Genomic DNA, 25287 nt, shown 5'->3' with positions numbered 1-25287 from the left:
AATGCCCCCCATTGTCACCACCGATATAACAGCATGTTGAACAAAATATTTAATAACATCAAGATAACCCCATAGCAACATTCCCTCTTCACTGAGAAAAGTATAATCATGGCTCTCACCCATATAGCCAAATGTTTTAATCGGAATATCTGTGGTGATATTTATTCTGACAGCTATTCTGTTAACAAAAACAGTTAACGATTACGCTATTTCCTCATTTATACCCTATGGATTTCAAGATGCATCGCGACGGCAAGGGAGTGAATCCCCGGGAGCATAGGTAACTATGTGACCGGGGTGAGCGAGTGCAGCCAACAAAGAGGCAACTTGAAAGATGACGGGTATATATTCAGCAAGATTGTCCGGCTATTATAAAAACCGCTCACCGGACAAATTGATTTTTAACTATTTTTATTTAAGTATAGCCTTTCATCCCACAATATCACTGGCATTACAGCGCCTCCGCCTCACAATTCATTGCCAACGCCCTGCTTAAGGTCTTAGCCAAAATAGTTTTATTTTCACTATCTTCCATCAGACTAAAATGATCCCCCGGAACCGAGGTTAACTGTAGCGAAGAGTCAGGAACTATCTGTTCCCAACCTAACGACGGTTCCATCGTTACGGACTGTAGCGCAACATCGGTAACAAATGGAATCTGTGGATAAGATTCCATCGCATAGAATTGATGTAGCGTTATCGCCAGCGCTTTCGGCTCATAATCCTTAACCATCTGGACATAATTTCCCATCTGTACCCAACGTTTGGCAATTAAGTCAGGGCGCAGATTTGATGGGTATAATTCCAACTTCTGCGCTGCTGCAATAAATTGCACTAAATTCAGTTCGTCCATTTTCTGATGCAATGCAGCAATCTCTTGAGGATGCTCATCCACTGACTGCCTTGCCAATTCAGCAAGGAACTGAAGTTTAGGTTGATCGACTCGTGTCTTGAAACAGTGCGGAGCCGGTGTATCAATTAGCCCCAAGAAATTAACTGTCTCTCCGGCATGCAGCAGTTGCTGAGCAATGGCATAAGCCAGTATACCGCCAGAAGAGTAGCCGTATATCCGATACGGGCCTTCTGGTTGCACTGCCTTCATAAAGGTGATCATTCTGGTCGCCAGAGCTTCAATGGTCGATGCCTGTTCCTCATTGATAGACGGCCAAGGTAGCGCATAAATCGGGTAATCCGCCTGAATATGCTGAGCCAGCCCAAAAACATAGGAATAGTCATCCATGCCACTCGGCACGAAGAAGAGCGGCGGTTCGGTTCCATCCGGTCGCACCGGTATGGCACTGTTTTGCAATTGAGACAGCGGATCTGAGGTGATCTCTGACACCAATTCCGCTAGCACCGGGAATTGGAACAGATTATTTAATGAGCAAATCAACCCTCGTTCTGCGGCCAGATTGATCATCCGCATAGCAAGCAGCGAGTGTCCACCCAAGGTAAAGAAGTTGTCATGCCGGCCAATTCGCTCAACCCCCAGTAATTCACGCCAGACAGCCGCCAAGGCGATCTCTGCTTCGCCTTGCGGCGCTTCATAGATCTGACGGGCAAACGCGTTCTGATCAGGCACCGGTAATGCCCGGTGATCCAACTTGCCGTTCGGAGTCAACAGAAAGGCGTCCAGACGCACAAAAGCTGACGGCACCATATAGTCAGGCAATAAAGCTCTTAAATGACGATGTAATTGACTAGCCAGTCCATCATCCGCCTCAGCTGCGACATAAGCCACCAGACGTTTATCCTGACCATTTCCCAGTGCCAATACAATCGCCTCACGCACAGCAGGGTACTCCATCAACCGCGCTTCGATTTCACCCGGTTCAATGCGGAAACCCCGGATTTTAATCTGTTGATCATTACGACCAACGAAGACCAGATTGCCATCTGGCAGATAGCGGGCTAAATCCCCGGTTCGGTACATACGAGCATCCGGTTGATCGCTGAACGGATCTGTCAGGAAACGTTCAGTCGTCAAATCAGAGCGGTTGAGATAGCCACGCGCGACACCGGCACCACCAATGTACAATTCCCCCACTGCCCCAAATGGCACTGGCTGGCCGTGATTATCCAAGAGATAAATAGAGGTATTCGCTGTCGGACGCCCAATCGGGATCAGCATATCAGTATAGTCTGGCGGGCAACGCCAGCAGGTTGCACAGACGGTGATTTCTGTCGGGCCATAAGCATTAAACAACGTTGCCCGACCACGTAATGCTTGCAACAACGCCGCACTGGGTGCTTCTCCGCCCAGTATCAAGGTGGGCTTTATCGTTATCGCCGGTAAATCGGCACCATCCCGTAACAGAGCCGGGGTCAAACAGGCGTGTGTTACCCGCCGTTCTTCCAGATAACGCCACAGGCGCAGCGGGTCTTGACGAACGCTATCAACCGGAATGTCTAGGGTAGCTCCCCCACACAGTGCCACCATGATTTCCCAGACACTGGCATCGAAACCAAATGAAGCAAACTGTAACATCCGGCTATCCGAGCAAATGTCAAATTGGGTGATTTTCTCCCAAATTAAATTGACCAAGCCATGATGTTCGACCATCACCCCTTTTGGTGTACCGGTGGAACCAGAAGTGTAAATCACATACGCCAGATGTCGTGAGGTTAGCGCCGGGACGTGCGGATTATTATCCGGCTGATCAGGCAGAACATTCGGATCAAGTACCGTTAACGCCGTCAGCGCCTGTTCACCTAGCGCAGTACGGCCCACATTATCTGCCAGTACCACCGACGGTGTCGCATCCGTGAGCATATAAGCTAGCCGGTCACCCGGGTAGGCTGGATCTAAGGGAACATAAGCCCCACCCGCTTTGAGTACCGCCAGTAGCGCCACCACTCTTGACGGTGAACGCGTGACACAAATCGCCACCCGTTGATCGGGTTCCACTCCGAGTTCAATTAACTGATGAGCCAGTCGGTTAGCATATGCATTCAATTCTGCATAGCTAAGAGTCTGCTCTTCATAGACCAGTGCCGTTGCCTCAGGATTTTTCGCCACTTGCTGTTCAAACAGATGATGAATACACAACGAGTTGGAATATGTCGTTTGCGGGCCATTGCCGACTTTCAGTAGCCGTTTCCTTTCTACTGCCGATAAAATTTCCAACCGCTGAACCGGGGTTTCCGAGGCGTGCTCCAGTGCACCCACCAGACTTTCCAACGCCTGTTGCATATAGCCACACACCCGCTCGGCATCAAACGGCTGGACGATTTGCGCTGTCAGCCCCAGTGCATCACCAAAATCTTCTACTGACAGCGTAAACGGATAGTTAGTCCGCTCCTGTGCACCGAGAAATTCAACACCGCTCATGATCTCATTCGATTCCACCGAAGCTATATTGTGTCGGTAGTTCAGCAAGGTACTAAATAGAGGCGTTCCTCCCTGCACCCCGCTACAACGTTGAGCCAGTGCCAACGAGGCATATTCGTGTTCCAATAATCCCGCCAGCCGGTGATGTGCTACCTGTACGCTGTCTCGTACCGAGGTATCATCCATATCCAACCGTAGCGGCAAGGTATTGATAAACAGCCCCATGCCATTTTCAGCCCCTTCACCCGCCGCCATGCGCCCAAATAAGACGGTGCCAAATACTACCTGCTGCTGTCCGCTGGTACGTGATAACACCTGTGCCCAGGCCAGATGACATAGGGCAGCCAAGCTCACCCCCAATCGCCGAGCCTGACCACGTAAACTGTTATTTAACTCAGGGGTCAACATCCGGTGCGATTCGGTCATCTGCGAGCCATCATGGCGAACTTCCGCCAGCCCAAACGGTAACGTCGGTTCATCAACCTCAGCCAACATCTCGGTAAAGAAACGGGTATGTTCTTCCTGACTTATCCCTAATCGGGACTGCGCCACCAGATTACGGAATGGCGCTGGGGCTGGCAGGTTGCCGTCCTGCCCGTCAAGGTACGCCTGAACTTCGTGGCTCATCACATCCAGCGCGGTATGGTCGCCAATCAAATGATGCATCAGTTGCAAAACAATCCAACGACCATCACTCTCCTGTGCCACCACAAAGCGCAACAGCGGCGCCTGCCCCAAATCGAGACGATATTGACGTGGGTTAAACCGTTGTGCTAATTGTTCGCTGATCGGTCCGTCAGCCGGATCTAATGGCAATTCCATCACCGACAACGACACCTGACGGCAAACGACCTGCGCCGGAACGGATATTCCTTGCCAGATAAAGGCGGTCCGTAGGATGTCATGACGGTTAATCACCTGCTGAACCGCCGCCAGATAACGATCCAGCAGAGGCCGGTCAGCAAAAGCCATTTGACCTGCCAACAGATAGGGATCGCCTTCGTTTGCCAGCAAATGGTGGAACAGGATACCGTCCTGTAACGGCGACAACGCATAGATATCCTGAATATTGGCTATCCCGCCCGGTACCTGTTCGACGATGTGATCAATTTCAGACTGAGTGAGATCAATCAGCGGTAACATTTCTGGCGTTAACACCGTGGTGGCCGGTGTAATCATGTTGGCCGGCACTTTTTCGGTCTGATTCAGCCTCAATGTTTGCGCCAGTTCAGACAGTATCGGGGATTGGAACAGATCACGTACTGCCAGCGTTAAACCCAAATTACGCAAACGTTCAACCATCCGTACCGCAAGCAACGAATGGCCCCCCAAGGCAAAGAAGCTGTCGTACCGGCTAATCTGTTCAACGCCCAGTAATTCACGCCAGATAGCAGCCAATGCGGTTTCGGTTTCTCCTTGCGGCGCAGCGTAAATCTGGTGGGCAAAAGCATCTTCCCCCGGTGCGGGTAACGCCCGGCGATCCAGCTTGCCGTTAGGCGTCAACGGAAAAGCATCCAACCGCACAAAGGCCGCCGGTACCATGTAATCAGGTAACAACCCACTCAGATGTTCACGCAGACGGTTAACCAACCCGTCATCTGCTTCCGCCGCCACATAAGCCACCAGCCGTTTATCCGGCCCATCGCCTAAGGCCAGTACCAGCGCTTCACGCACCCCGGAGTATTCTGTCAGCCGGGCTTCGATTTCTCCCGGTTCAATGCGGAAACCGCGGATTTTAATCTGCTGGTCGTTACGACCAACAAACACCAGATTGCCATCCGGCAGATAGCGAACTAAGTCCCCAGTTCGATACATCCGGGCATCAGCAATATGACTAAATGGGTCTGCAAGGAAACGTTCGTCGGTCAGTTCAGGACGATTGAGATAGCCACGCGCCACACCGATGCCACCAATATAGAGTTCACCCACTGCCCCTAGCGGCACGGGCTGACCGAGGGCATCTAGCAGATAGAGACGGGTGTTGGCTGTTGGGCGCCCGATGGGAATTAACACATTGGTATAGTTTAGTGGGCAACGCCAACTGGTTGCACAAACGGTGATTTCCGTTGGACCATAAGCATTGAATACCGTAGCCTTGTTGCGCAACGCTTTAAGCAACGCCACGCTGGGCGCTTCACCGCCCAATATCAAGGTAGGTTTTACCGTTATCACCGGCAAATCAGCCCCATCCCGCAGCAAAGCCGGAGTCAAACAAGCGTGCGTCACTGACTGCTCTTGCAGATAATGCCAAAGGCGGTGTGGGTCCTGGCGAACAGACTCATCAGGAATAACCAGAGCGGCACCACCGCATAGCGCCATCATCATTTCCCAGACACCCGCATCAAAACCAAATGAAGCAAACTGCAACATCCGGCTAGCGGGGAAAATGTCAAATCGAGCGATTTTATCCTGAATAAGGTTGACTAACCCACGATGCTCCACCATCACCCCTTTTGGCGTGCCGGTCGAACCAGAGGTGTAAATCACATAAGCCAGATGACGGTAGGTCAATGTAGATAGTTGTGGGTTGTTATCCGATTGATCAGGCAATAAATGCGGATCAATCACTGTCTGCCCCACAAGCATTTGCTCACCTAAAGCTGAACGTCCAACACTATCTGCCAATAAAATAATCGGTTCAGCATCAGTCAAAATATGGGCCAGACGTTCACCCGGATAGGCCGGGTCCAATGGCACGTAAGCGCCTCCCGCTTTCAACACCGCCAACAGCGCCACTATCCGCGCCGGTGAACTTGCTACGCAAATCGCCACCCGCTGATCCGGCGCGACACCCAGCGCAATAAGTTGGTGAGCCAATCGGTTAGCATCAGCATTCAATTCCACATAACTAAGGGATTGGTTTTCATGTATCAGCGCCGTGGCATCCGGGGTCTTCTCCACTTGCTGTTCAAACAGTTGATGAATGCACAACCGCTCAGGGTACGCCGTTTCAGTGGTGTTCCAGGTTTTTAACAATAATGTGCGTTCAGTTGTCGGCAGAATTTCTAACTGCTGTACCGGCATATCGGACGCCTGCTCAAGCGCCTGCACCAGACTTGTCAACGTCTGTTGCATATAGTCACATATCCGTTCTGGATCGAATGGTTGCACCACTTGAGCCGTCAGCCCTAGATCAGAGCCACCATCCTCTACCGACAACACAAATGGATAGTTGGTCCGCTCCTGTGCGCCAAGGAATTCGATGCCACTCACAATTTCATCTGGTGTGACCGGCTGGGTATTATGTCGGTAGTTCAACAGCGCATTAAAAAGTGGCGTTCCACTGTCTACGCCACTGCAACGTTGCGCCAGCGCCAGTGAAGCGTGCTCATGTTCCAACAATCCCGCCAGTCGGCTATGTGCGGCGCGTACACTGTCCCGCACCGGGGTATTATCGATATCCAATCGCAACGGCAAGGTGTTAATAAATAGCCCCATGCCACTATCAGATCCTTCTCTCGCTTGCATACGTCCAAACAGCACCGTACCGAACACCACTTGCGTTTGCCCACTGGTACGCGATAGCACCTGTGCCCAAGCCAGATGACATAGCGCCGCTACACTGACGCCTAACCGCCGCGCCTGACCACGTAAGCGCTTGTTCAGTCCTGCTGTCAGCATCCGGTGAGATTCCGTCACTTGTGAACCATCATGATGTGCTTCCGCCAACCCAAATGGCAGTGTCGGCTCATCCACCTCAGCCAGCATGTCGGTAAAGAAACGGGTATGCTCTGTCTGGCTGACACCCAAACGAGCCTGCGCCACTAGATTGCGGAATGGGACCGGCGTAGGCAAGCTGTCTATTCGCCCGGTGTCTATTCGCCCAGAGAGAAAAGCTTGCACTTCGCTGTTCATCACCTCCAACGTGGTATGGTCGCCAATGAGGTGATGCAGCAATTGCAACACAATCCAACGACCATCGCTCTCCGGCGCCACAACAAAACGTAATAACGGCGCCTGATTCAGGTCAATTCGATGCCGGCGCGGGTCAAAACGTTGAGCCAGTTGGTTACTGATCGGCCCATCAGCCGGGTCGAGCGTCAATTCCGTTACGGACAAAGGCGCCTGACGGCAAATTACCTGAGCCGGCACAGACAACCCTTCCCAGATAAAGGCGGTACGCAAGATATCATGGCGGTCAACCACCTGTTGAACCGCAGCCAGATAGCGGTCAAGTAAGGGTCGATCAGCAAAAGCCTGTTGAGTAATCAGTAGATAGGGATCACCCTCATTTGCCAATAGATGGTGGAATAAAATGCCATCCTGTAACGGTGACAGCGCATAGATATCCTGAATATTGGCAATTCCACCCGGTACTTGCTCAACAATACGATCAATTTCAGCTTGAGTCAGATCAATCAGCGGCAACATGGCTGGCGTCAGCACAGTCGTATCCGCGGTAATACCGTTATCAGGCACGCTAATTTCACGATGCGGCACCAAAGATTGGGCCAATACACTTAATGTCGGATGCTGGAATAGTGTTTGCACCGACAGGCCCAATCCTATACGCCGTAAACGCTCAATCATCCTGACTGCCAACAGCGAGTGACCGCCCAAGGCAAAGAAACTGTCATGTCGGCCAACCTGTTCAACATTCAGCAATTCGCGCCAGATAGTGGCTAATGCTATCTCCATTTCCCCTTGTGGCGCTTGGTAAGCTTGGCGAGCAAAGGCGTTCTCCCCCGGTGCTGGCAGCGACCGGCGATCCAGCTTACCGTTAGGGGTCAGCGGAAAGGCATCCAAACGCACAAAAGCCGCCGGTATCATATAGTCAGGCAAAATATCACTCAGGTGCTCACGCAATCTGGCCGCCAGTCCGTCATCCGCTGGCGCCACCACATAAGCCGCCAGTCCGTCATCCGCTGGCGCCACCACATAAGCCACCAGTCGTTTATCCTGCCCGTCACCCAACACCAATACCAGCGCTTCACTTACCTCAGAGTGTTCAATCAATCGTTCCTCAATTTCTCCCGGCTCAATGCGGAAACCACGGATTTTAACCTGTTGGTCATTACGACCAACAAATACCAGATTGCCGTCCGGCAAGTAGCGGGCCAAATCCCCGGTACGGTACATTCGGGCATCCGCTTCATCTCTAAACGGATCATGCAGGAAACGTTCAGCCGTCAATTCAGGGCGATTGAGATAGCCACGCGCTACCCCAACGCCACCAATATACAATTCCCCCACGGTGCCCAATGGGACTGGCTGGCCGTGTTCATCCAGCAGATAAAGGCGTTTGTTGGCGGTCGGGCTGCCGATGGGGATTAATCCCCCGGTATAATTTGACGGGCAATTCCAGGTGGTCGCACACACGGTAATTTCCGTCGGCCCATAAGCGTTAAACAAATCGGCCCGGCTGCACAGTGCCTGAAATAACGCAGTACTCGGTGCTTCTCCTGCAAATATTAATGTTGGCTTGATCGCTATCGCCGGTAAATCGGCTCCATCATGAAACATAGCCGGCGTCAAACAGGCATGGGTCACTGCCTGTTCTTCCAGGTAACGCCAAAGGCGCTGTGGATCTCGCCGCACGGTTTCTGTAGGAATAACCAGCATGGCCCCACAGCTCAGCGCCATCATGATTTCCCAGACACTGGCATCGAACCCAAATGAAGCAAACTGCAACATTCGGCTGGTGGCACAAACATCAAACTGAGTAATTTGTGTCAGCGTCAAATTAACCACGCTACGATGTTCAATCATCACACCTTTTGGTCTGCCCGTTGAGCCGGAAGTGTAAATCACATAGGCCAGATGCTGTGGGGTCAGTCCAAATACTTGCGGATTATGGTCTGGCTGCTCCAGCAAGGTATTCGGATCGAGCACAATCAACGTCGCCAAAACGTCCTCACCTAGCGCGGCCTGCCCAACATTATCCGCCAGTAAAATAACCGGTGTCGCATCAGTGAGCATATAAGCCAGACGTTCACCGGGATAGGCTGGATCTAACGGCACATAGGCCCCGCCCGCTTTCATCACCGCCAACAACCCGATGACCCTCGCGAGTGAGCGTGTCACACAAATCGCTACCCGCTGATCCGGCGTTACGCCTAAGGCGATAAGCTGGTGGGCTAGCCGGTTGGCGCGGGCATTCAGTTCTGCATAGCTAAGCGTCTGATTTTCATACACCACCGCTATGGCATCCGGGGTCTTCTCTGCCTGTTGTTCAAACAACTGATGAACACACACCTGAGTAGGGTATGGTTCTTCGGTCGTATTCCAATTCTCCAGCAATAACTGCCGTTCAGCGGATGACAAAATATCGATAGCCGTGACAGGTTGCTGAGATTGGTTCACCATTGCCCGCAATATGGCCTGCAAATAACCAACCTGTCTTTCGATGGTTTCATGGTCGAACAGGGCCGAAGAGTAGTTCAGTTCTCCAACAATTTCGCCTGCCTTTTCCGTTAATTCCAGTTGCAGATCGAATTTCGCTATATCGTATCCTAGCTCGAATGACGTTACCGCCAATTCCGGTAATTGCCATTCCTCTGTTTCATTCTCCTGCCAGGCAAACATTACCTGGAACAGTGGCGTATGCTCCGGTCTGCGTGGCGGTTGAACAATTTCTACCACCTGCTCGAAAGGCAGGTCCTGATGATCCTGCGCTTCTAGTGTCGTCTGCCGTACACGCCGCAGTAGAGTGACCACATCCGGCATATCGGATAAATCGATACGCAACGCCAATGTGTTAACAAAGAAACCAATCAGCGGTTCAATTTCCCGCCGATTACGGTTAGCGCTCGGTATACCAATAACGACATCATCCTGCCCGGACAAACGCGACAGCAACACAGCCCAAGCGGTCAACACTGTCATAAACAGTGTGGTACCGTGCTGTTGTCCCAGATGTTTTAGCGCCTGTACCAACGTGGCATCAATGTGCACCGCGACCCGACCTCCGGTAAATGATTGCTGGGAGGGTCGAGGTTTGTCTATCGGCAACTCAAGCAATACCGGTGCATCTGCCAACGTCCGACGCCAGTAATCACGCTGTGCCTGTACTCCTTCACCAGAAAATACCTGCCGCTGCCAGGCCGCATAATCAGGATATTGAATGGTCAATCGCGGCAACGGATCAGGCTGTTGATTTAGACAAGCAGCGTAAAGTGCAGCCAGTTCTGATTCAAGTATCTTTAAAGACCAAGCATCGGAGATAATATGATGCTGAGTCAGTAAGAATATATGCTCTTCATCGGCCAGTTGGATCAGTGCGCAACGAATTAGGGGGCCACGAGCAAGATAAAACGGCGTTTCAGCTTCCTGTACACACAAGCGCTTAAATTGTTCGTTCACGTTAGATGCTTTACGCAAATCGTATTTTTTCACCGGTAGACCAAATTCCGCTGGTAACAGTTCAACCTGAGGCTGACCATCAACGGTGATAAAAACAGAACGGAGCGCCTCGTGGCGAGCAAACAGTCGATTCAGGGCCTGCTGCCAAGCAGAAAGATTTAGCCGTCCACGTAAACGCAGGGCTGTCGGAATATGGTAGGTATCACTAACCCCCTCAAATTGCGCCAGAAACCACATACGCTGCTGACCAAACGATAACGGCAAAACACTATCACGGGATATTGGCCTAATTTCAGGCAATTTATCACTGCCCGTATTACGTTGTGCGCAAATCTTCCCGGTAAATGTCGCCAATGACGGAGACATAAACAACGCGGCCAACGGCAGGTCAACACTGAAAGCGGCTATCCGGTTCATCATCCGCACTGCCAACAGGGAATGTCCGCCCAAGGCAAAGAAATTATCGTGTCGGCCTATCTGCTCAACGCCCAATAATTCGCACCAGATAGCCGCTACTGCGATTTCCATTTCCCCTTGTGGCGCGACATAAATCTGGCGGGCGAAGGCATCTTCTCCCGGTGCCGGTAATGCCTGATGATCCAATTTACCGTTTGGCGTCAGCGGGAAGGCCGCCAAACGCACAAAGGCCGCCGGCACCATATAATCAGGCAATATAGCGCTCAAATGAGTGTGCAAACTGGCCGCCAGTCCACTATCCGCATCGGCTACAACATAGGCAACTAAACGTTTATCCTGCCCATCTCCCAAGGCCACGACCCGCGCTTCACGCACCATAGGGTGTTCTGCCAACCGAGCTTCAATTTCTCCCGGCTCAATGCGGAAACCACGGATTTTAATCTGCTGGTCGTTACGGCCAACAAACACCAGATTGCCGTCCGGTAAGTAGCGCACCAAATCCCCGGTCCGGTACATCCTGGCATCGGCAGCATCACTAAATGGATCAGCTAGAAAACGTTCGTCAGTCAGATCTGGCTGATTGAAATAGCCACGAGCGACACCATCCCCACCAATATAGAGTTCCCCCACTGCGCCCAATGGAACTGGCTGGCCGCGGTTATCCAGTAGATAAATACGTGTATTCGCTGTCGGGCGCCCAATGGGAACCAACACATCAGTATAGTGTGATGGACAACGCCAACTGGTGGCACAGACGGTAATTTCTGTCGGGCCATAGGCATTAAATAGGATTGCTTGATGACTTAACGCCCGTAGTAGCACGGGACTGGGCGCTTCACCGCCCAATATTAATGTCGGTTTTATTGCTATCGTTGGCAAATCGGACCCTTCTCGTAACAAAGCCGGGGTCAAGCAGGCGTGCGTCACCGATTGTTCTTCCAGGTAATGCCAGAGGCGACTCGGATCTTGACGAACAGTTTCGGCCGGAATAACCAGACAGGCTCCACTGCCTAATGCCATCATGGTTTCCCAGACACCGGCATCAAAGCCAAATGAAGCAAACTGTAACATCCGGCTAACAGGGCGAATGTCGAATTGGGTGATTTTATCCCGGATAAGATTGACTAGCCCACGATGCTCAATCATTACCCCTTTGGGTATCCCGGTCGATCCAGAAGTGTAAATCACGTAGGCCAGATGGCGAGAAGTTAAGGCAGAAACCTGCGGATTGTTGTCCGGCTGGTCAGGTAAGATATTCGGGTCTAGTACCGTCAGTCCCGCAAGCGTTTGCTCACCCAATGCAGCCCGCCCGGTACTATCCGCCAGCACTATTGTCCTCACCTCCATTACCTTCAACCCCCTAGCCGGGGCTACATCGGTCAGGATATGTGACAGTCGTTCTCCCGGATAAGCCGGGTCCAACGGCACATAGGCTCCGCCCGCTTTCAGCACCGCCAGCACCGCTATTACCCGCGCCAGTGAACTTGCCATGCAAATCGCCACTGGTTGATCTGGCACGACGCCCAAGGCAATCAGTTGATGAGCAAGCCGGTTAGCGCTGATATTCAATTGTCCATAGCTGAGCGTTTGATTTTCATACACCAGCGCCGTGGCTTCCGGTTTTTTTTCCACCTGATGTTCAATCAACTGATGAATACAGAGTTGCTCAGGATACGGTGTTTCAGTCGCGTTCCAGTTTTCCAGCAATAACGTGCGTTCCGATGCAGGCAAAACGTTTAGCGCCCGTACCGGCGTTTCCGGCGCCTGTTCAAGGGCATCCGCCAGACTTTCCAGCGCCTGTTGCATGTAACCGCATACTCGTTCTGAATCAAACGGTTGTACTACCTGAGCAGTCAGCCCCAGTGTATCGCCACCATCCTCCACCGACAGCACAAACGGGTAGTTGGTCCGCTCCTGTTCGCCGAGAAATTCAATACCCGGCACCATCTCATGCGGGACCATCGGTTGCTCATTATGCCGGTAATTCAACAGGGCACTAAAAAGCGGTGTGCCGCCCTGTACCCCACTGCAACGTTGAGCCAACGCCAATGAAGCATGCTCATAATCCAGTAATCCGGCTAACCGGGTATGCGCTACCCTGACGCTATTGTGTACCGGGGTATCATCGATATCCAGCCGCAATGGTAATGTATTGATAAACAGCCCCATACCGCTGTCGGCCCCTTCCCCGGCGGCCATACGCCCAAATAGCACGGTGCCGAACACCACTTTCTCTTGTCCGCTGGTACGCGACAGCACCTGTGCCCAAGCCAGATGGCACAGGGTTGCCAGACTGACACCTATACGTCTCGCCTGAGCACGTAAACGATCATTCAGCATGGGAGACAACATCCGGTGCGCTTGTGTGACCTGAGAACCATCACGATGTACCTCGGTCAGCCCAAACGGTAACGTCGGTTCATCCACTTCTGCCAACATGTCGGTAAAGAATCGGTGATGTTCTGTCTGGTCAACCCCTTGCCGAGCCTGAGCCACCAGATTACGGAACGGTACCGGTGTCGGCAGGTTATCGCCCTGTCCCTCAAGATAGGCCCGAACTTCGAGGTTCATGACTTCCAGCGTGGTATGGTCGCCAATCAGGTGATGTTGTAATTGCAGTACGTACCAGCGGCCATCTTCTTCCTGTGCTATCACAAAGCGTAACAACGGTGCCTGACTTAAATCGAAACGGTATTGCCGCGGATCAAAACGTTGCGCCAGTTGATCACCAACCGGTCCGTCAGCCGGGTTCAGCGTCAGTTCAGTGACTGACAATGGGGCCTGACGCCAAACCACCTGCGCCGGAACGGATAATCCTTGCCAGATAAAAGCGGTACGCAAAATATCATGACGGTCAACCACCTGTTGTACCGCAAATAAATAGCGGTCTAGCAAACCACGGTCAGCAAAGATCATTGGATAGGCCAGCAAGTAAGGATCACCTTCTTTCGCCAGTAGATGGTGAAACAAGATACCGTCCTGCAACGGTGACAGCGCATAAATATCCTGAATATTGACCACTCCACCCGGTACCTGCCCGACGATGTAATCAATATCAGGCTGAGTCAAATCAATTAACGGCAACATCGCTGGCGTCAATTCAATGGTCGCCGGGGTAATGACATTCGGCGGCACTGTCACAATCTGATGCTGCCCCAATGTTTGGGCCAACTCTGCCAGTATTGGCAATTGAAACAGGTCGCGGGCAGCCAATGTCAGCCCTAAATGGCGTAGCTGTTCAATCATGCGCACGCCGAGCAGTGAATGGCCGCCCAAGGCAAAGAAGCTGTCATGCCGACTTATCTGCTCAATACCCAGTAACTCACGCCAGATAGTCGCCAATGCAATTTCCCGCTCCCCTTGCGGTGCGGCGTAAACCTGACGAGCAAAGGCGTCTTCCCCCGGTGCCGGTAATGCCCGACGATCCAGTTTGCCATTAGGAGTTAACGGGAATTCATCCAACCGCACAAAGGCCACCGGCACCATATAATCAGGCAACCGCGCACTTAGGTGTTCACGCAAGTGGGTAGGCAATTCGTTATCCGACTCTGCCAACACATAAGCAACTAACTGCTTGTCCTGCCCCTCACCTAACGCTAATACCACCGCTTCACGTACTGCGGAATACTCCACCAATCGGGCTTCAATTTCTCCCGGTTCAATCCGAAACCCGCGGATTTTCACTTGCTGATCGTTGCGGCCCAAAAATTCCAGATTGCCATCCGGCAGGTAGCGAGCTAAATCGCCGGTCCGGTACATTCGCGCATCCGGTGCATCACTAAATGGATCAACCAAAAAGCGTTCAGTGGTCAATTCAGGGCGATTGAGATAACCACAGGCCACCCCGTCGCCACCAACATAAATCTCGCCCATCCTCCCCAATGGCACGGGCTGGCCCTGCTCATCCAGTAAGTAAACCCGCGTATTGGCAATGGGTCGACCAATAGGAATGTTGGTTGTTCCTGGGGATAACGTTTCAATCCGGTATGTGGTGGTAAAGGTGGTGCCCTCGGTCGGCCCATAGGCATTCAATAACTGCTGAGGCGGGTTCTTGCGTAAAACCTGGGAAATCACATGGGAGTCAAGAATATCGCCGCCGATAATCAGATTTTTCAACTGTGGCAACACTGGGGACAATTCCGCCGCTAGCCGGTTAAACAGGCCGACGCTTAACCATAAGAGATTAATTTGATAACGGTCTAATGCCTGTACAAATTCCGGCGGCGTCAACAAAGTGGTGTGGTCGATAACCACCAATGCCCCGCCATTGAGTAAAGGTGCCCACACTTCAAAAGTACTGGCATCGAAAGCCGGGTTAGCCGCGAAAGCAACCCGATCATTGGGTTCAATTTCAACATAACCATTATTAATAACGAGTCGGACCACAGCGCGGTGAGGCACGATCACCCCTTTTGGGGTGCCAGTCGAGCCGGAGGTGTACATGATATACGCTGGCGCAGTACTGGAATAAAGTAAGTCAGGATTGAAACTCTCTTCCGCCTTGTTCGCGCCTGTCTCATCAGAGAGACGAATTAGCGGGACATCCAGATTAGTCGGGATATTCGCTTGTGCGTCGGTGAGCAACAATTTGGCTAAGCAATCGTTTATCAACCCATTTTTTCTCTCGTCCGGCATGCCGGTATCGATAGGAACATAAACCGCCCCCGCCTTGAGAATAGCCAATTGAGCTACCACCAATTCGATAGATCGCTCTAACAGGATTGCCACATGATCATTCTGGCAAATCCCCTGTTTAATCAGTTGATGAGTCAGTCGGTTAGCACAAGCATTCAATTCCGCATAACTCAGGGTCTTATCTCCTGCGATTAACGCCGTCGCGGTCGGGGTTTTCTCCACTTGTCGTTCAAACAATTGATGGATACCTAACTGGTCAGGATAGACGGTTTCAGTGGCATTCCAAGTTTCCAACAACAGTGTACGTTCAGCCTCTGATAACAAATTAAGTTTCTGAGCAGATATGTCGTCACCGACCTTGTCTGACGGTACTTGCACTAATCCAGCGTCAAAGATAATTTCCTTTTTAGCCATGCTATCTTTCATCTACTTACTACCTCAACGAATCTGTTAGTTATTTGAAAACTGTCATTCTCAACAGTCATCACAAATGTTTTGCCCTTATTTCTTCCCTCCAAGAAATAAAAACGGGCACACACCAAGCATCAATTAAAATCCTCAGACAGCACATTCTCTTGGACGCCGGCGGTAATAGCCCGGTTAATAGCCGTATAATTAGCAATTCTTCGACAATTATTTTCCTGATAACGGAATAAACGATTCACCAAGTGAACCGGCAAAAGATATTCCATTTTTGTTCCTGTTTTTTTAATAAGCGCCTTTGATTTTGTGCAATTTTTTATTGGCCTACACTGAATTTCACAACTAAATAAAAATGGATTTATTGAATATATTCACTGGCATGAATGCTAAATCCCTGCTGTATTTTGTCCATTTTGAATTAATATCCAATGTAAATTATTTCACAAATAATTAAGTAATTAGCAAGACAAACTAAACCTCCTGTTCCCCAATTAACACCCAATTTACTTTGATAATTCTTTGAAAAATGGACCTATCCGCATTCCAATAGGAAACAGATTTCACCATAAAAAGACATTATTTATCATTTGGTTACATTGATTAATGTATATTTATACACATAAAAATTATCAACTAGTCTGATTACATATTATTTTATAATAATCAAATTATACAACTAATGTAAACGTTAATTACATTTAACACCGACATGAAACAATTTCAAACCAAAACTAACTTCCACATATATTGTTTTGTCATAATGAAATAATACGAACAATGTATACATTAATTACACTCAATATCATCAATAAATAATTTTAAATTAAAAATAGATTATTTGTTTATTGTTCCAAAATAAAAAAATCACACCATTAATTACTTATTCAAATGTATTTGACTTATTATATATACCCTATGGATTTCAAGATGCATCGCGACGGCAAGGGAGTGAATCCCCGGGAGCATAGGTAACTATGTGACCGGGGTGAGCGAGTGCAGCCAACAAAGAGGCAACTTGAAAGATGACGGGTATAATAGAAAAATAGTAAATTAGGAACTCCAACCACTAGTTAAATCAGCTCATATTGATATGGTTTCCCCAAAAATCAGGTTATTCGTAAAACGAATATTGCCAGCTTGAAAGGGTTTGACGTCAACCAGAAGAGAGGAAAGTGCACATTGAACGAATAACCGCATCCAGTCAGATGCGGTTGTGTTTTTGTGTTATGAAAGCGTTATGAAAGGATGAAATCAGCCTCTGTCAGCGGCTCTCCAACGATCTTCACCCCAAAACCATCTTGAGATAATTCTCCCCCCATATTAATAACGAAATCATTTACCTTGTTAACGCTATCATAGCTGATCACGGCTTCCCCAATAGCGCCAGTGAATTCCTCGACAAACTTAATAGTGCCTTTTCCTACTTCATCCAGATCGAACAATGACACATCAATCTTGTCCTCACCGGAAACAAAGTCATGAATCCAATCACGCTCAAGGAAAGGTGACTCCTTGGCGTTCAAGTAGACAAATGTATCTTTGCCTTCCCCACCCCAAAGATGATCTGCTCCCAGCCCACCGTAGATGATGTCATCACCTGCACCACCCTTCAGAGTATTATTGGCATCATTCCCTATCAGAATGTCATTACCACTGCCACCCATCGCATTTTCAATCGTGACACCACGGGCGACAGAGATGTTTCCTTTCAGACCACCCACATCCGAGAAAGAGGCTTCATTCAAGTTAATACGTTGATCTTGAGTAAAACCAGAGAAATCAAAGGTATCATTACCACCCGCATCCCAGGCAGTGAACACGAGTTTGCTATTGGCATCTTTTGCCGTAAAGAAATCGCGATCTGTGTTGGAATTAAAACCATATACCGTGTCATCGGTACGGGTAGTATTATTCACGCCATACACCGACTGAATGGCAGAAATATCGTTAAGTAATGGCGCGGCGGAATAAATACCTTTAAAATCTTGCCCGGTATTTTTTTCACTGAAATAACCCATGACGGTATAAGCACTACTATCTTCAAAATAGGTAGCGCTTTTCTTGTAAGTCGGAATTATCTTATCAGATGCATCATAATCAGCCGGATGATCCAACCCCAGTGTATGGCCGATCTCATGAGTAAATGTATGGCGACCATAACCATTCACGCCAATATCATTTTTTAAGAAAGTACGGCTTTCCGCGTTATACCAAGTTCCTACTTGTTTAAAACCTGAATTCGGCATCTCAGCAAACGCATAATCATCTGTTAAACTAAAATCAAAGAAACCAAAAGTGATATTCGCTTCCTTGATATCATAGGTTTCGGTGAATTTAATATTCGCGACATCAGCCCAAGATTGAATTGACAGCTTTGCAGCAGCTTTCTGTTCTTCATTAAATGCTGAAAATCCAGAAATAATCCACGGCATATCATCTGGTTCACTCTCCAGGAAGTTATACGTTAATTGGAAAGTTTCAGATTTGTCATCACTCTGATGCCCCCAACGGTAATCACTGCGGATTAATTCTTTCGCCGCATCTTTACTGGGCTCATGCCTAACGACAATATTAGGATCTTTACCTGGAATATAAGCCTGTAGCCAGGTCAATACCTCGTTTACCTTTGCTGAACCACTAACTTCTTCCAAATATGAAACTTTCCTCTTTACAGACATATATTTCTCCATAAGTTCAAAGCTTAGATATATACCCGTTATCCTTCAAGTTGCCTCTTTGTTGGCTGCACTCGCTCACCCCGGTCACATAATTACCTATGCTCCCTAGGATTCGCTCCCTTGCCGTCGCGATGCATCTTGAAATCCATAGGGTATAAAACCTTTCTATTTAATTAAACACCTGTCAATAAAACCTATACACAATGGGCTATCCCGGCCACGCAATTAAAAATCCCTACCCATAAAAGTAACACTAAAGCTAATTACGTAAAAAATAATTAACATATTTTTTTAATATAAACGTGATAAAAATAGCATAAAACAAATAAACAATTGTTTTATATAACATAGCTATTTAAGACAGAAAATATTGCTAATTTTTAACAATATTTTCTTTTAAAATTATTATCTATTTAACTATTTATGTGGTGAATTTCAAAAATTTTATAAAATCATTTATTAATAATTTTATTAAGTAACTATTGGAACAAGTCGAAAACAAAGAAAACAAGTATTATCAGATAATACTTTATCTATTATGTAAAGTTTTTCCCTGAGAGAATTAAATTATATTTATTGTAAAAAATGGAAATGTCAATTGAGAATAATTTGATTTATTTAAAAGACAAGAAGTTAATATATGATGGAGGTACTGAGTTATTTACAGGTTATCAGGATTTGAGTTTATTTGTTTCGTTATTATCTTTGGTATTGAATTTTACTATCATTTTCTTTATAAAAAATATCTCTATTTCATATTATTCTTTTGATTTTTAGTTTATTATTTGCAATTACCGATTTAATATTGTCTTATTATATATAAAAAATAAAACTAGATTGTAATTATATCTTTATGATTTTTAGTTTATTTTATCCATTCGAGTTAAAAGAAAAATTTATAAAGTAATTATTAAAATTATTTTTTGCAAAAAAATATTTAATAAGAGTAATTAAATCACGCGATCATCAAGGTCTGAGCCCTGTATTTTACTGGACTCAGACTCTCTAATTTTTACTTGAATCAGTAATGGTTGTGGTAATAAATAGGAGACTTCAATTCTACCGACAACTATTTATCACTCGCTAAACAGTCACTTATTCATTACCGGAATGCTTCCACGTAACCAACTGCCTAATTTACGCTGGTAAAATGGCTGCGTATGCTGAATCAAATAATGGCTGATGCCACGCTCTTTTTCATCAACCAAACAGAAGTCAATCGGCTCTTCTTCCGATGTGTATTCACAAGCAATAGTGCCCGCTTCATGGATCAGTTGTTCAATTTCGTCTGCGGTGCCATTTATTTCCAGTCCAATTAATAAATTGGGGTTTTCATCCACATTTTTATCATGAGTTTGTATGATAAAAGCACGGCGAACAGGTTTACGTTGGCTAAATAAACTGACCAAAGCTTCAATGAGCTGCGAAGGATATTCTTCCGGTTGGCTAAGTGTTATTTTACTACCACTTGGAACATCAATCTCAACCGAAACTAATTCACTTAATGAACCCATAAAAATCTCCAATCAGTTTTTTAGATAAAATAAATTTATTTCGCCTTCGCCAACAGCAAATTAGCAATCGAACGAACCCCATAACCCGTTGCACCAGCGGACCAATGTTCTACCGCAGATTTACGATAAGTTGCCGAGCAATCAATGTGAATCCAACCTTTTTGGTATTCTTCCACAAAATGAGACAGGAAAGCCGCCGCAGTACTGGCACCCGCAGTATGCGATGACCCAGCAACGTTGTTCAAGTCAGCAAAATTCGATGGCAGTTGGCTACGATGGAATTCAGCCAATGGTAAACGCCAGAATAGTTCATTCTCAGATGCAGCCGCCGTCAACAGATCAGCCGCCAGTTTGTCATCAAAGCTGAGTACAGAGTGGTAGTCATTACCCACAGCCGTTTTCGCCGCTCCGGTCAAGGTTGCCGCATCAATGATTAACTTCGCTTTTTCTCTGCTGGCATCAATTAAACCATCAGCCAACACCAGACGACCTTCCGCATCCGTATTCATCACTTCAACAGATTTGCCATTGCGGTAACGAATAATATCACCCAGTTTAAAGGCGTTACCACTGACCATGTTATCCGCTATGCAGAGGAACAGTTTAACCCGTTGTTTCAAGCCACGACTGATTGCCAGTGCCAATGCACCTGTCAGAGTGGCTGCTCCCCCCATATCCGATTTCATGGAATCCATAAAGGAAGATTGTTTCAGGCTGTAGCCGCCAGTATCAAATGTGACGCCTTTACCTACCAGGCAGGCAAATACCGGCGCTTGTGGGTTGTCAGTTGGGTTGTAATCCAACGCCAATAAGATCGGATCACGAGAAGAACCACGGCCAACGGTGTGAATACCCATATAACCCTGTTCACGTAAATCTTCGCCTTTAATGATGCGATAACTGACTGACTCACCAGCCATACCACACATCAGATCAATCGCACGCTTCGCCAATTGTTCCGGCCCAAGCTCTTCCGCTGACATATTGATGGTGTCACGCACCCAATCAATAATTTTAATTCTGCTTTCCAGCTCCTGTTTTTCAGCCGCGGGCAATTGAGGCCATTCGATAGAGCGATTACCTTTTGGCGCACGGAACCCTTGCCAGAAAGCCCAACTTTTCTCCAAGTCCCAACCTTCGCCAACCAGAGCCACATGACGAATTCCCTGCCCGTCAATTTTACGCCCGGCACATTGAACCGCCCCTAATTTACCTTTACCAACCAGGTGAATCATCACCCCTTGCTCACTGGAACTAATCAGCGCTTTTTCACCCCAGCAAGCTGCTGCTGGTTCATAAGACAGTGTTATTGGCATGATTTGTTTGGTCATTCTTTTCTCACCTCTTATTATTACCGCTTAATGGCAGTAAGGAGCTTATTCAAGCTTCTATACCCGTTATCTTTCAAGTTGCCTCTTTGTTGGCTGCACTCACTCACCCCGGTCACATAGTTACCTATGCTCCCGGGGATTCGCTCCCTTGCCGTCGCGATCCATCTTGAAATCCATTGGGTATTACCTACATAATTCTTCGCCTGCCCGATATTCATCCTACAAAAAAACCGGCCAAAGCCAGTTTTTCAGAAGTTCAGCCTAACTTAAAACGATGACAGATAAATAACAAATTAATGCTATTTGTTATTCAAATTCATCCAACCAAACGAGCAGAATCGCTTCTAAAATCTTTTCATTGGATTTCTCAGGCACATCATCAAAATCGTCCAGCTCGCAAACCCACTGGTGCATATCAGTAAAGCGAACCGTTTTTGGATCTACCTCAGGAAATTTGTCATATAGCGCTTCACCGATTTCACGGCTATTGGACCATTTCAGGCTCATTTATTTTTCTCCTGCCAATCAGTGCTCACGGGCATGGTTAATGGTGTATTTGGGAATTTCTACCACTAAATCTTCATCAGAGACTCTAGCTTGACAACTCAGACGACTTTCCGGCTCTAGCCCCCAAGCTTTATCCAGCATGTCATCTTCCAGTTCAGAGCTCTCTTCCAGTGAATCGAAACCTTCACGAACAATGCAATGGCAAGTTGTGCAAGCACAGGATTTTTCACAAGCATGCTCAATTTCAATCCCATTGCGCAATGCAACATTCAGAATGGATTCCCCCTCTTTGGCTTCCAGAACTGCGCCATCAGGGCAAAGATCGTTATGAGGTAAAAATACAATTTTCGGCATAATTAAATCTCGTCCACAGAATGGCCCGCCAACGCCCGACGAATAGATGAATCCATCCGGCGTGCAGCGAATTCCTGCGTTTGCTTATCCAGTTGTTTAATTGCGTTTTCAATAATTTCAGGATCATTGCCCTGAACGCTTTTTATAAGTGTTTCTACGGCCGCATCAATTGCCGCCTGTTCTTGTTCATTCAGTAGATCAGCATCTTTTTCTAACGCACTGGTGACACTTTCCAGTACCCGTGCCGCTTCCACTTTTTGTTCTGCCAGTTGGCGCGCACTGATATCTTCCTGAGCATTTGCCATAGAATCTTTTATCATACGAGCAATTTCTTCATCAGATAAGCCATAGGAAGGCTTCACCTGAATAGAAGCTTCGACGCCAGTGGATTTCTCCAACGCACTGACATTCAGCAAGCCATCAGCATCGACCTGGAAAGTGACCCGGATATGGGCCCCACCAGCCGGTAATGGCGGAATACCACGTAGGGTAAAACGGGCCAGTGAACGGCAATCACTTACCAATTCTCTTTCCCCTTGCACTACATGAATACTCATTGCACTCTGGCCGTCTTTGAAGGTGGTGAATTCCTGCGCTTTAGCAACCGGAATGGTCGTGTTACGTGGGATAACTTTTTCAACCAAGCTCCCCATCGTTTCCAACCCAAGTGAAAGAGGAATCACATCCAACAACAACATGTCGCTATCTGGCTTGTTACCCACCAGAATATCCGCCTGAATCGAAGCCCCCACAGCCACCACTTTATCTGGATCAATGGAAGTCAGCGGTTCGCGGCCAAAAAATTCGCTAACTCTATGACGAACCAGCGGTACACGGGTTGAACCACCCACCATAACCACCTGTAAAACTTCATCCGCAGAGACTTCTGCATCTTTCAATGCCCGGCGGCTTGCCAGTAAAGTCCGTTTTATCAATGGGGTTATCAGGGCTTCAAATTCGCAACGGGTGATTTTACCCTGCCAACCGGCAATGTTTATCTCTGCAATATCAGCATCACTCAAGGCGATTTTTACCTGAGTAGCCATATCCAGTAGCTGACGTTGCAGACTATGGTCATCTCGATTATCAATCCCTGCCTGTTCACGTATCCAGTCAGCCAGTATCAAATCGAAATCATCACCACCCAGTGCGGTGTCACCACCGGTTGCCAGTACTTCAAAGACACCACGGCTTAACCGAAGAATAGAAATGTCAAATGTTCCGCCGCCTAAATCATAAACCGCAATCACACCTTCTTGACCAGAATCCAGTCCATAAGCAATCGCAGCCGCAGTCGGTTCATTAAGCAAACGCAGAACGTGCAATCCGGCTAAACGCGCCGCATCTTTTGTTCCCTGACGCTGTGCATCATCAAAGTAGGCAGGAACCGTGATCACAACACCGTCAAGCTTACCATCCAGTGTTTCTTCTGCACGCTGCGCCAACGATTTAAGAATTTCAGAAGAAACCTGAATAGGATCGACCAAACCCGTTGCGGTGTTGATTAACGGCAACCCGTTTTCACTCGCTTGAAATTGATAAGGAAGATTTGGATAACGTTGCTGAATGTCAGCCAGAGAGCGTCCCATCATACGTTTTACTGAGCTGATGGTATTCGCAGGATCACACGCAGCCTGTTGACGGGCCTGCCAACCAATTTCAAGGCCCTTTTCATGGTAGCGAACAACCGAAGGAAGCAGGTCACGATCTTCACTATCCGTCAATGTTTTCGCTTGCCCACCGCGAACAGTGGCAACTAATGAATGTGTCGTGCCTAAATCAATACCAACAGCTAAACGACGTTGATGTGGTGCAGCGGATAAACCCGGCTCGCTAATTTGTAATAAAGCCATATACGCTTTCCTTAAAAGTCGTCCAATAAACGTTCTTCTAGTTGCTCAACCTGCTGTTGCAATTTATCCAAAAAACGTAATTTACGCACCGTATCGGCTGCTTGCTCCCACTGCTGTTCATCCAATTGCTGCACCATTAGCTGATTACGGGTTTTAATCATCCCATTCAGGCGAGTAGCAAAATCAGCCAATGCCACTTCTGCATTGGTTTCACTGGCAATACATTCCAATTCTTCCCGCAACATAAGCTGTTCCATCAGGAAAGCATTGTCATTCATGGTGTGCTGTTCATTGGCTAAATCAAAACCATGCAGAGAGAGCATATATTCAGCGCGTTTCAGTGGATGTTTAAGCGTTTGATAACCGTCATTGATAGTCACTGCCTGCTGCAATGCCAGCGTTTTTTCACGCTCTGGCTGACTAGCAAAGCGATCCGGATGAAACTGACGCTGCAATTCTTGATAACAGCTTGCCAGTTGTTCTCGATCAACAGCATAACGAGCCGGCAGCCCAAATAAAGTGAAATAGTCCATAATCTAAACTTACTCTGGATTTGGCCGAAAAACGGAATTAAACGTTAAAACTCTCTCCACAACCACATTCGCTGGAAACATTTGGGTTGTTGAATTTAAAGCCTTCATTAAGGCCCTCTTTAACAAAATCCAGTTCCGTACCGTCGAGATAGACCATGCTCTTGCCATCTATGATAACTTTGACACCCTTATCTTCAAACACGGTGTCATCTTCGTTAATCATATCGGCAAATTCAAGCAGATAGGCCATACCTGAGCAGCCTGATGTTCTGACGCCCAGACGCAAACCAACACCTTTTCCACGGTGACTCAGGAATGACGAAACGCGTTGTGCGGCACTTTCTGTAAGGGAAATTGACATACAACAACCTCACTTATTAAAACCAGCAAAGGCGGATACCGGATGGTA

10 protein-coding genes and 1 pseudogene are annotated in these 25287 nt (G+C 47.9%); all 11 read right to left on the bottom strand.

Features of this window, described 5'->3' with window-relative positions; all coding sequences use genetic code 11:
* Positions 1-451: 451 nt before the first annotated feature.
* The 11 genes and pseudogenes from AAC155_RS08020 to iscA all read right to left on the bottom strand — a co-directional run bounded on the left by AAC155_RS08020 (position 452) and on the right by iscA (position 25239).
* A complete protein-coding gene (locus tag AAC155_RS08020) occupies positions 452-16111 on the bottom strand; it encodes a non-ribosomal peptide synthetase (RefSeq protein WP_113041718.1) in 15660 nt (5219 codons plus the stop codon).
* A gap of 119 nt (positions 16112-16230) precedes the next feature.
* The gene (locus AAC155_RS08015; RefSeq protein WP_158536515.1) at positions 16231-16377 is read right to left on the bottom strand and encodes a hypothetical protein; all 147 of its coding nucleotides are present in this window, start codon (positions 16375-16377) and stop codon (positions 16231-16233) included.
* A gap of 966 nt (positions 16378-17343) precedes the next feature.
* Positions 17344-18786, bottom strand: a complete 1443-nt coding sequence (gene prtA, locus AAC155_RS08010; RefSeq protein WP_113041717.1) for a serralysin — start codon at positions 18784-18786, stop codon at positions 17344-17346.
* Between the two features lie 1091 nt (positions 18787-19877).
* Positions 19878-20270: pseudogene (locus tag AAC155_RS08005) on the bottom strand (enhanced serine sensitivity protein SseB C-terminal domain-containing protein); the annotation flags it as partial.
* A 65-nt stretch (positions 20271-20335) separates the two neighbouring features.
* Positions 20336-21631 carry an aminopeptidase PepB gene (gene pepB, locus AAC155_RS08000; protein WP_113041714.1) on the bottom strand — a complete coding sequence of 432 codons (1296 nt, stop codon included), beginning with the start codon at positions 21629-21631 and terminating at the stop codon, positions 20336-20338.
* Between the two features lie 20 nt (positions 21632-21651).
* Complete coding sequence (locus tag AAC155_RS07995) at positions 21652-21849, bottom strand: hypothetical protein (protein WP_146748067.1); 198 nt, start codon at positions 21847-21849, stop codon at positions 21652-21654.
* Between the two features lie 88 nt (positions 21850-21937).
* Entirely contained in the window at positions 21938-22138 is a 201-nt protein-coding gene (iscX, locus tag AAC155_RS07990; RefSeq protein WP_113041713.1) for a Fe-S cluster assembly protein IscX, read from the bottom strand.
* Between the two features lie 18 nt (positions 22139-22156).
* Positions 22157-22492 carry an ISC system 2Fe-2S type ferredoxin gene (gene fdx / locus AAC155_RS07985; RefSeq protein WP_036779209.1) on the bottom strand — a complete coding sequence of 112 codons (336 nt, stop codon included), beginning with the start codon at positions 22490-22492 and terminating at the stop codon, positions 22157-22159.
* Positions 22493-22494: 2 nt separating this feature from the next.
* A complete protein-coding gene (gene hscA, locus AAC155_RS07980; protein WP_113041712.1) occupies positions 22495-24345 on the bottom strand; it encodes a Fe-S protein assembly chaperone HscA in 1851 nt (616 codons plus the stop codon).
* Positions 24346-24356: 11 nt separating this feature from the next.
* Complete coding sequence (gene hscB, locus AAC155_RS07975) at positions 24357-24878, bottom strand: co-chaperone HscB (RefSeq protein WP_113041711.1); 522 nt, start codon at positions 24876-24878, stop codon at positions 24357-24359.
* A gap of 37 nt (positions 24879-24915) precedes the next feature.
* Positions 24916-25239: an iron-sulfur cluster assembly protein IscA gene (gene iscA / locus AAC155_RS07970; RefSeq protein ID WP_113041710.1), complete on the bottom strand. Its 324-nt coding sequence runs from the start codon at positions 25237-25239 to the stop codon at positions 24916-24918.
* Positions 25240-25287 lie beyond the last annotated feature (48 nt).

The sequence above is a fragment of the Photorhabdus sp. HUG-39 genome (assembly GCF_963878365.1).
Taxonomy (GTDB): Bacteria; Pseudomonadota; Gammaproteobacteria; order Enterobacterales; family Enterobacteriaceae; genus Photorhabdus; species Photorhabdus kayaii.
The sequence above is the reverse complement of the archived record's forward strand: the minus strand, read 5'-3'. Positions and strand labels throughout refer to the sequence as shown.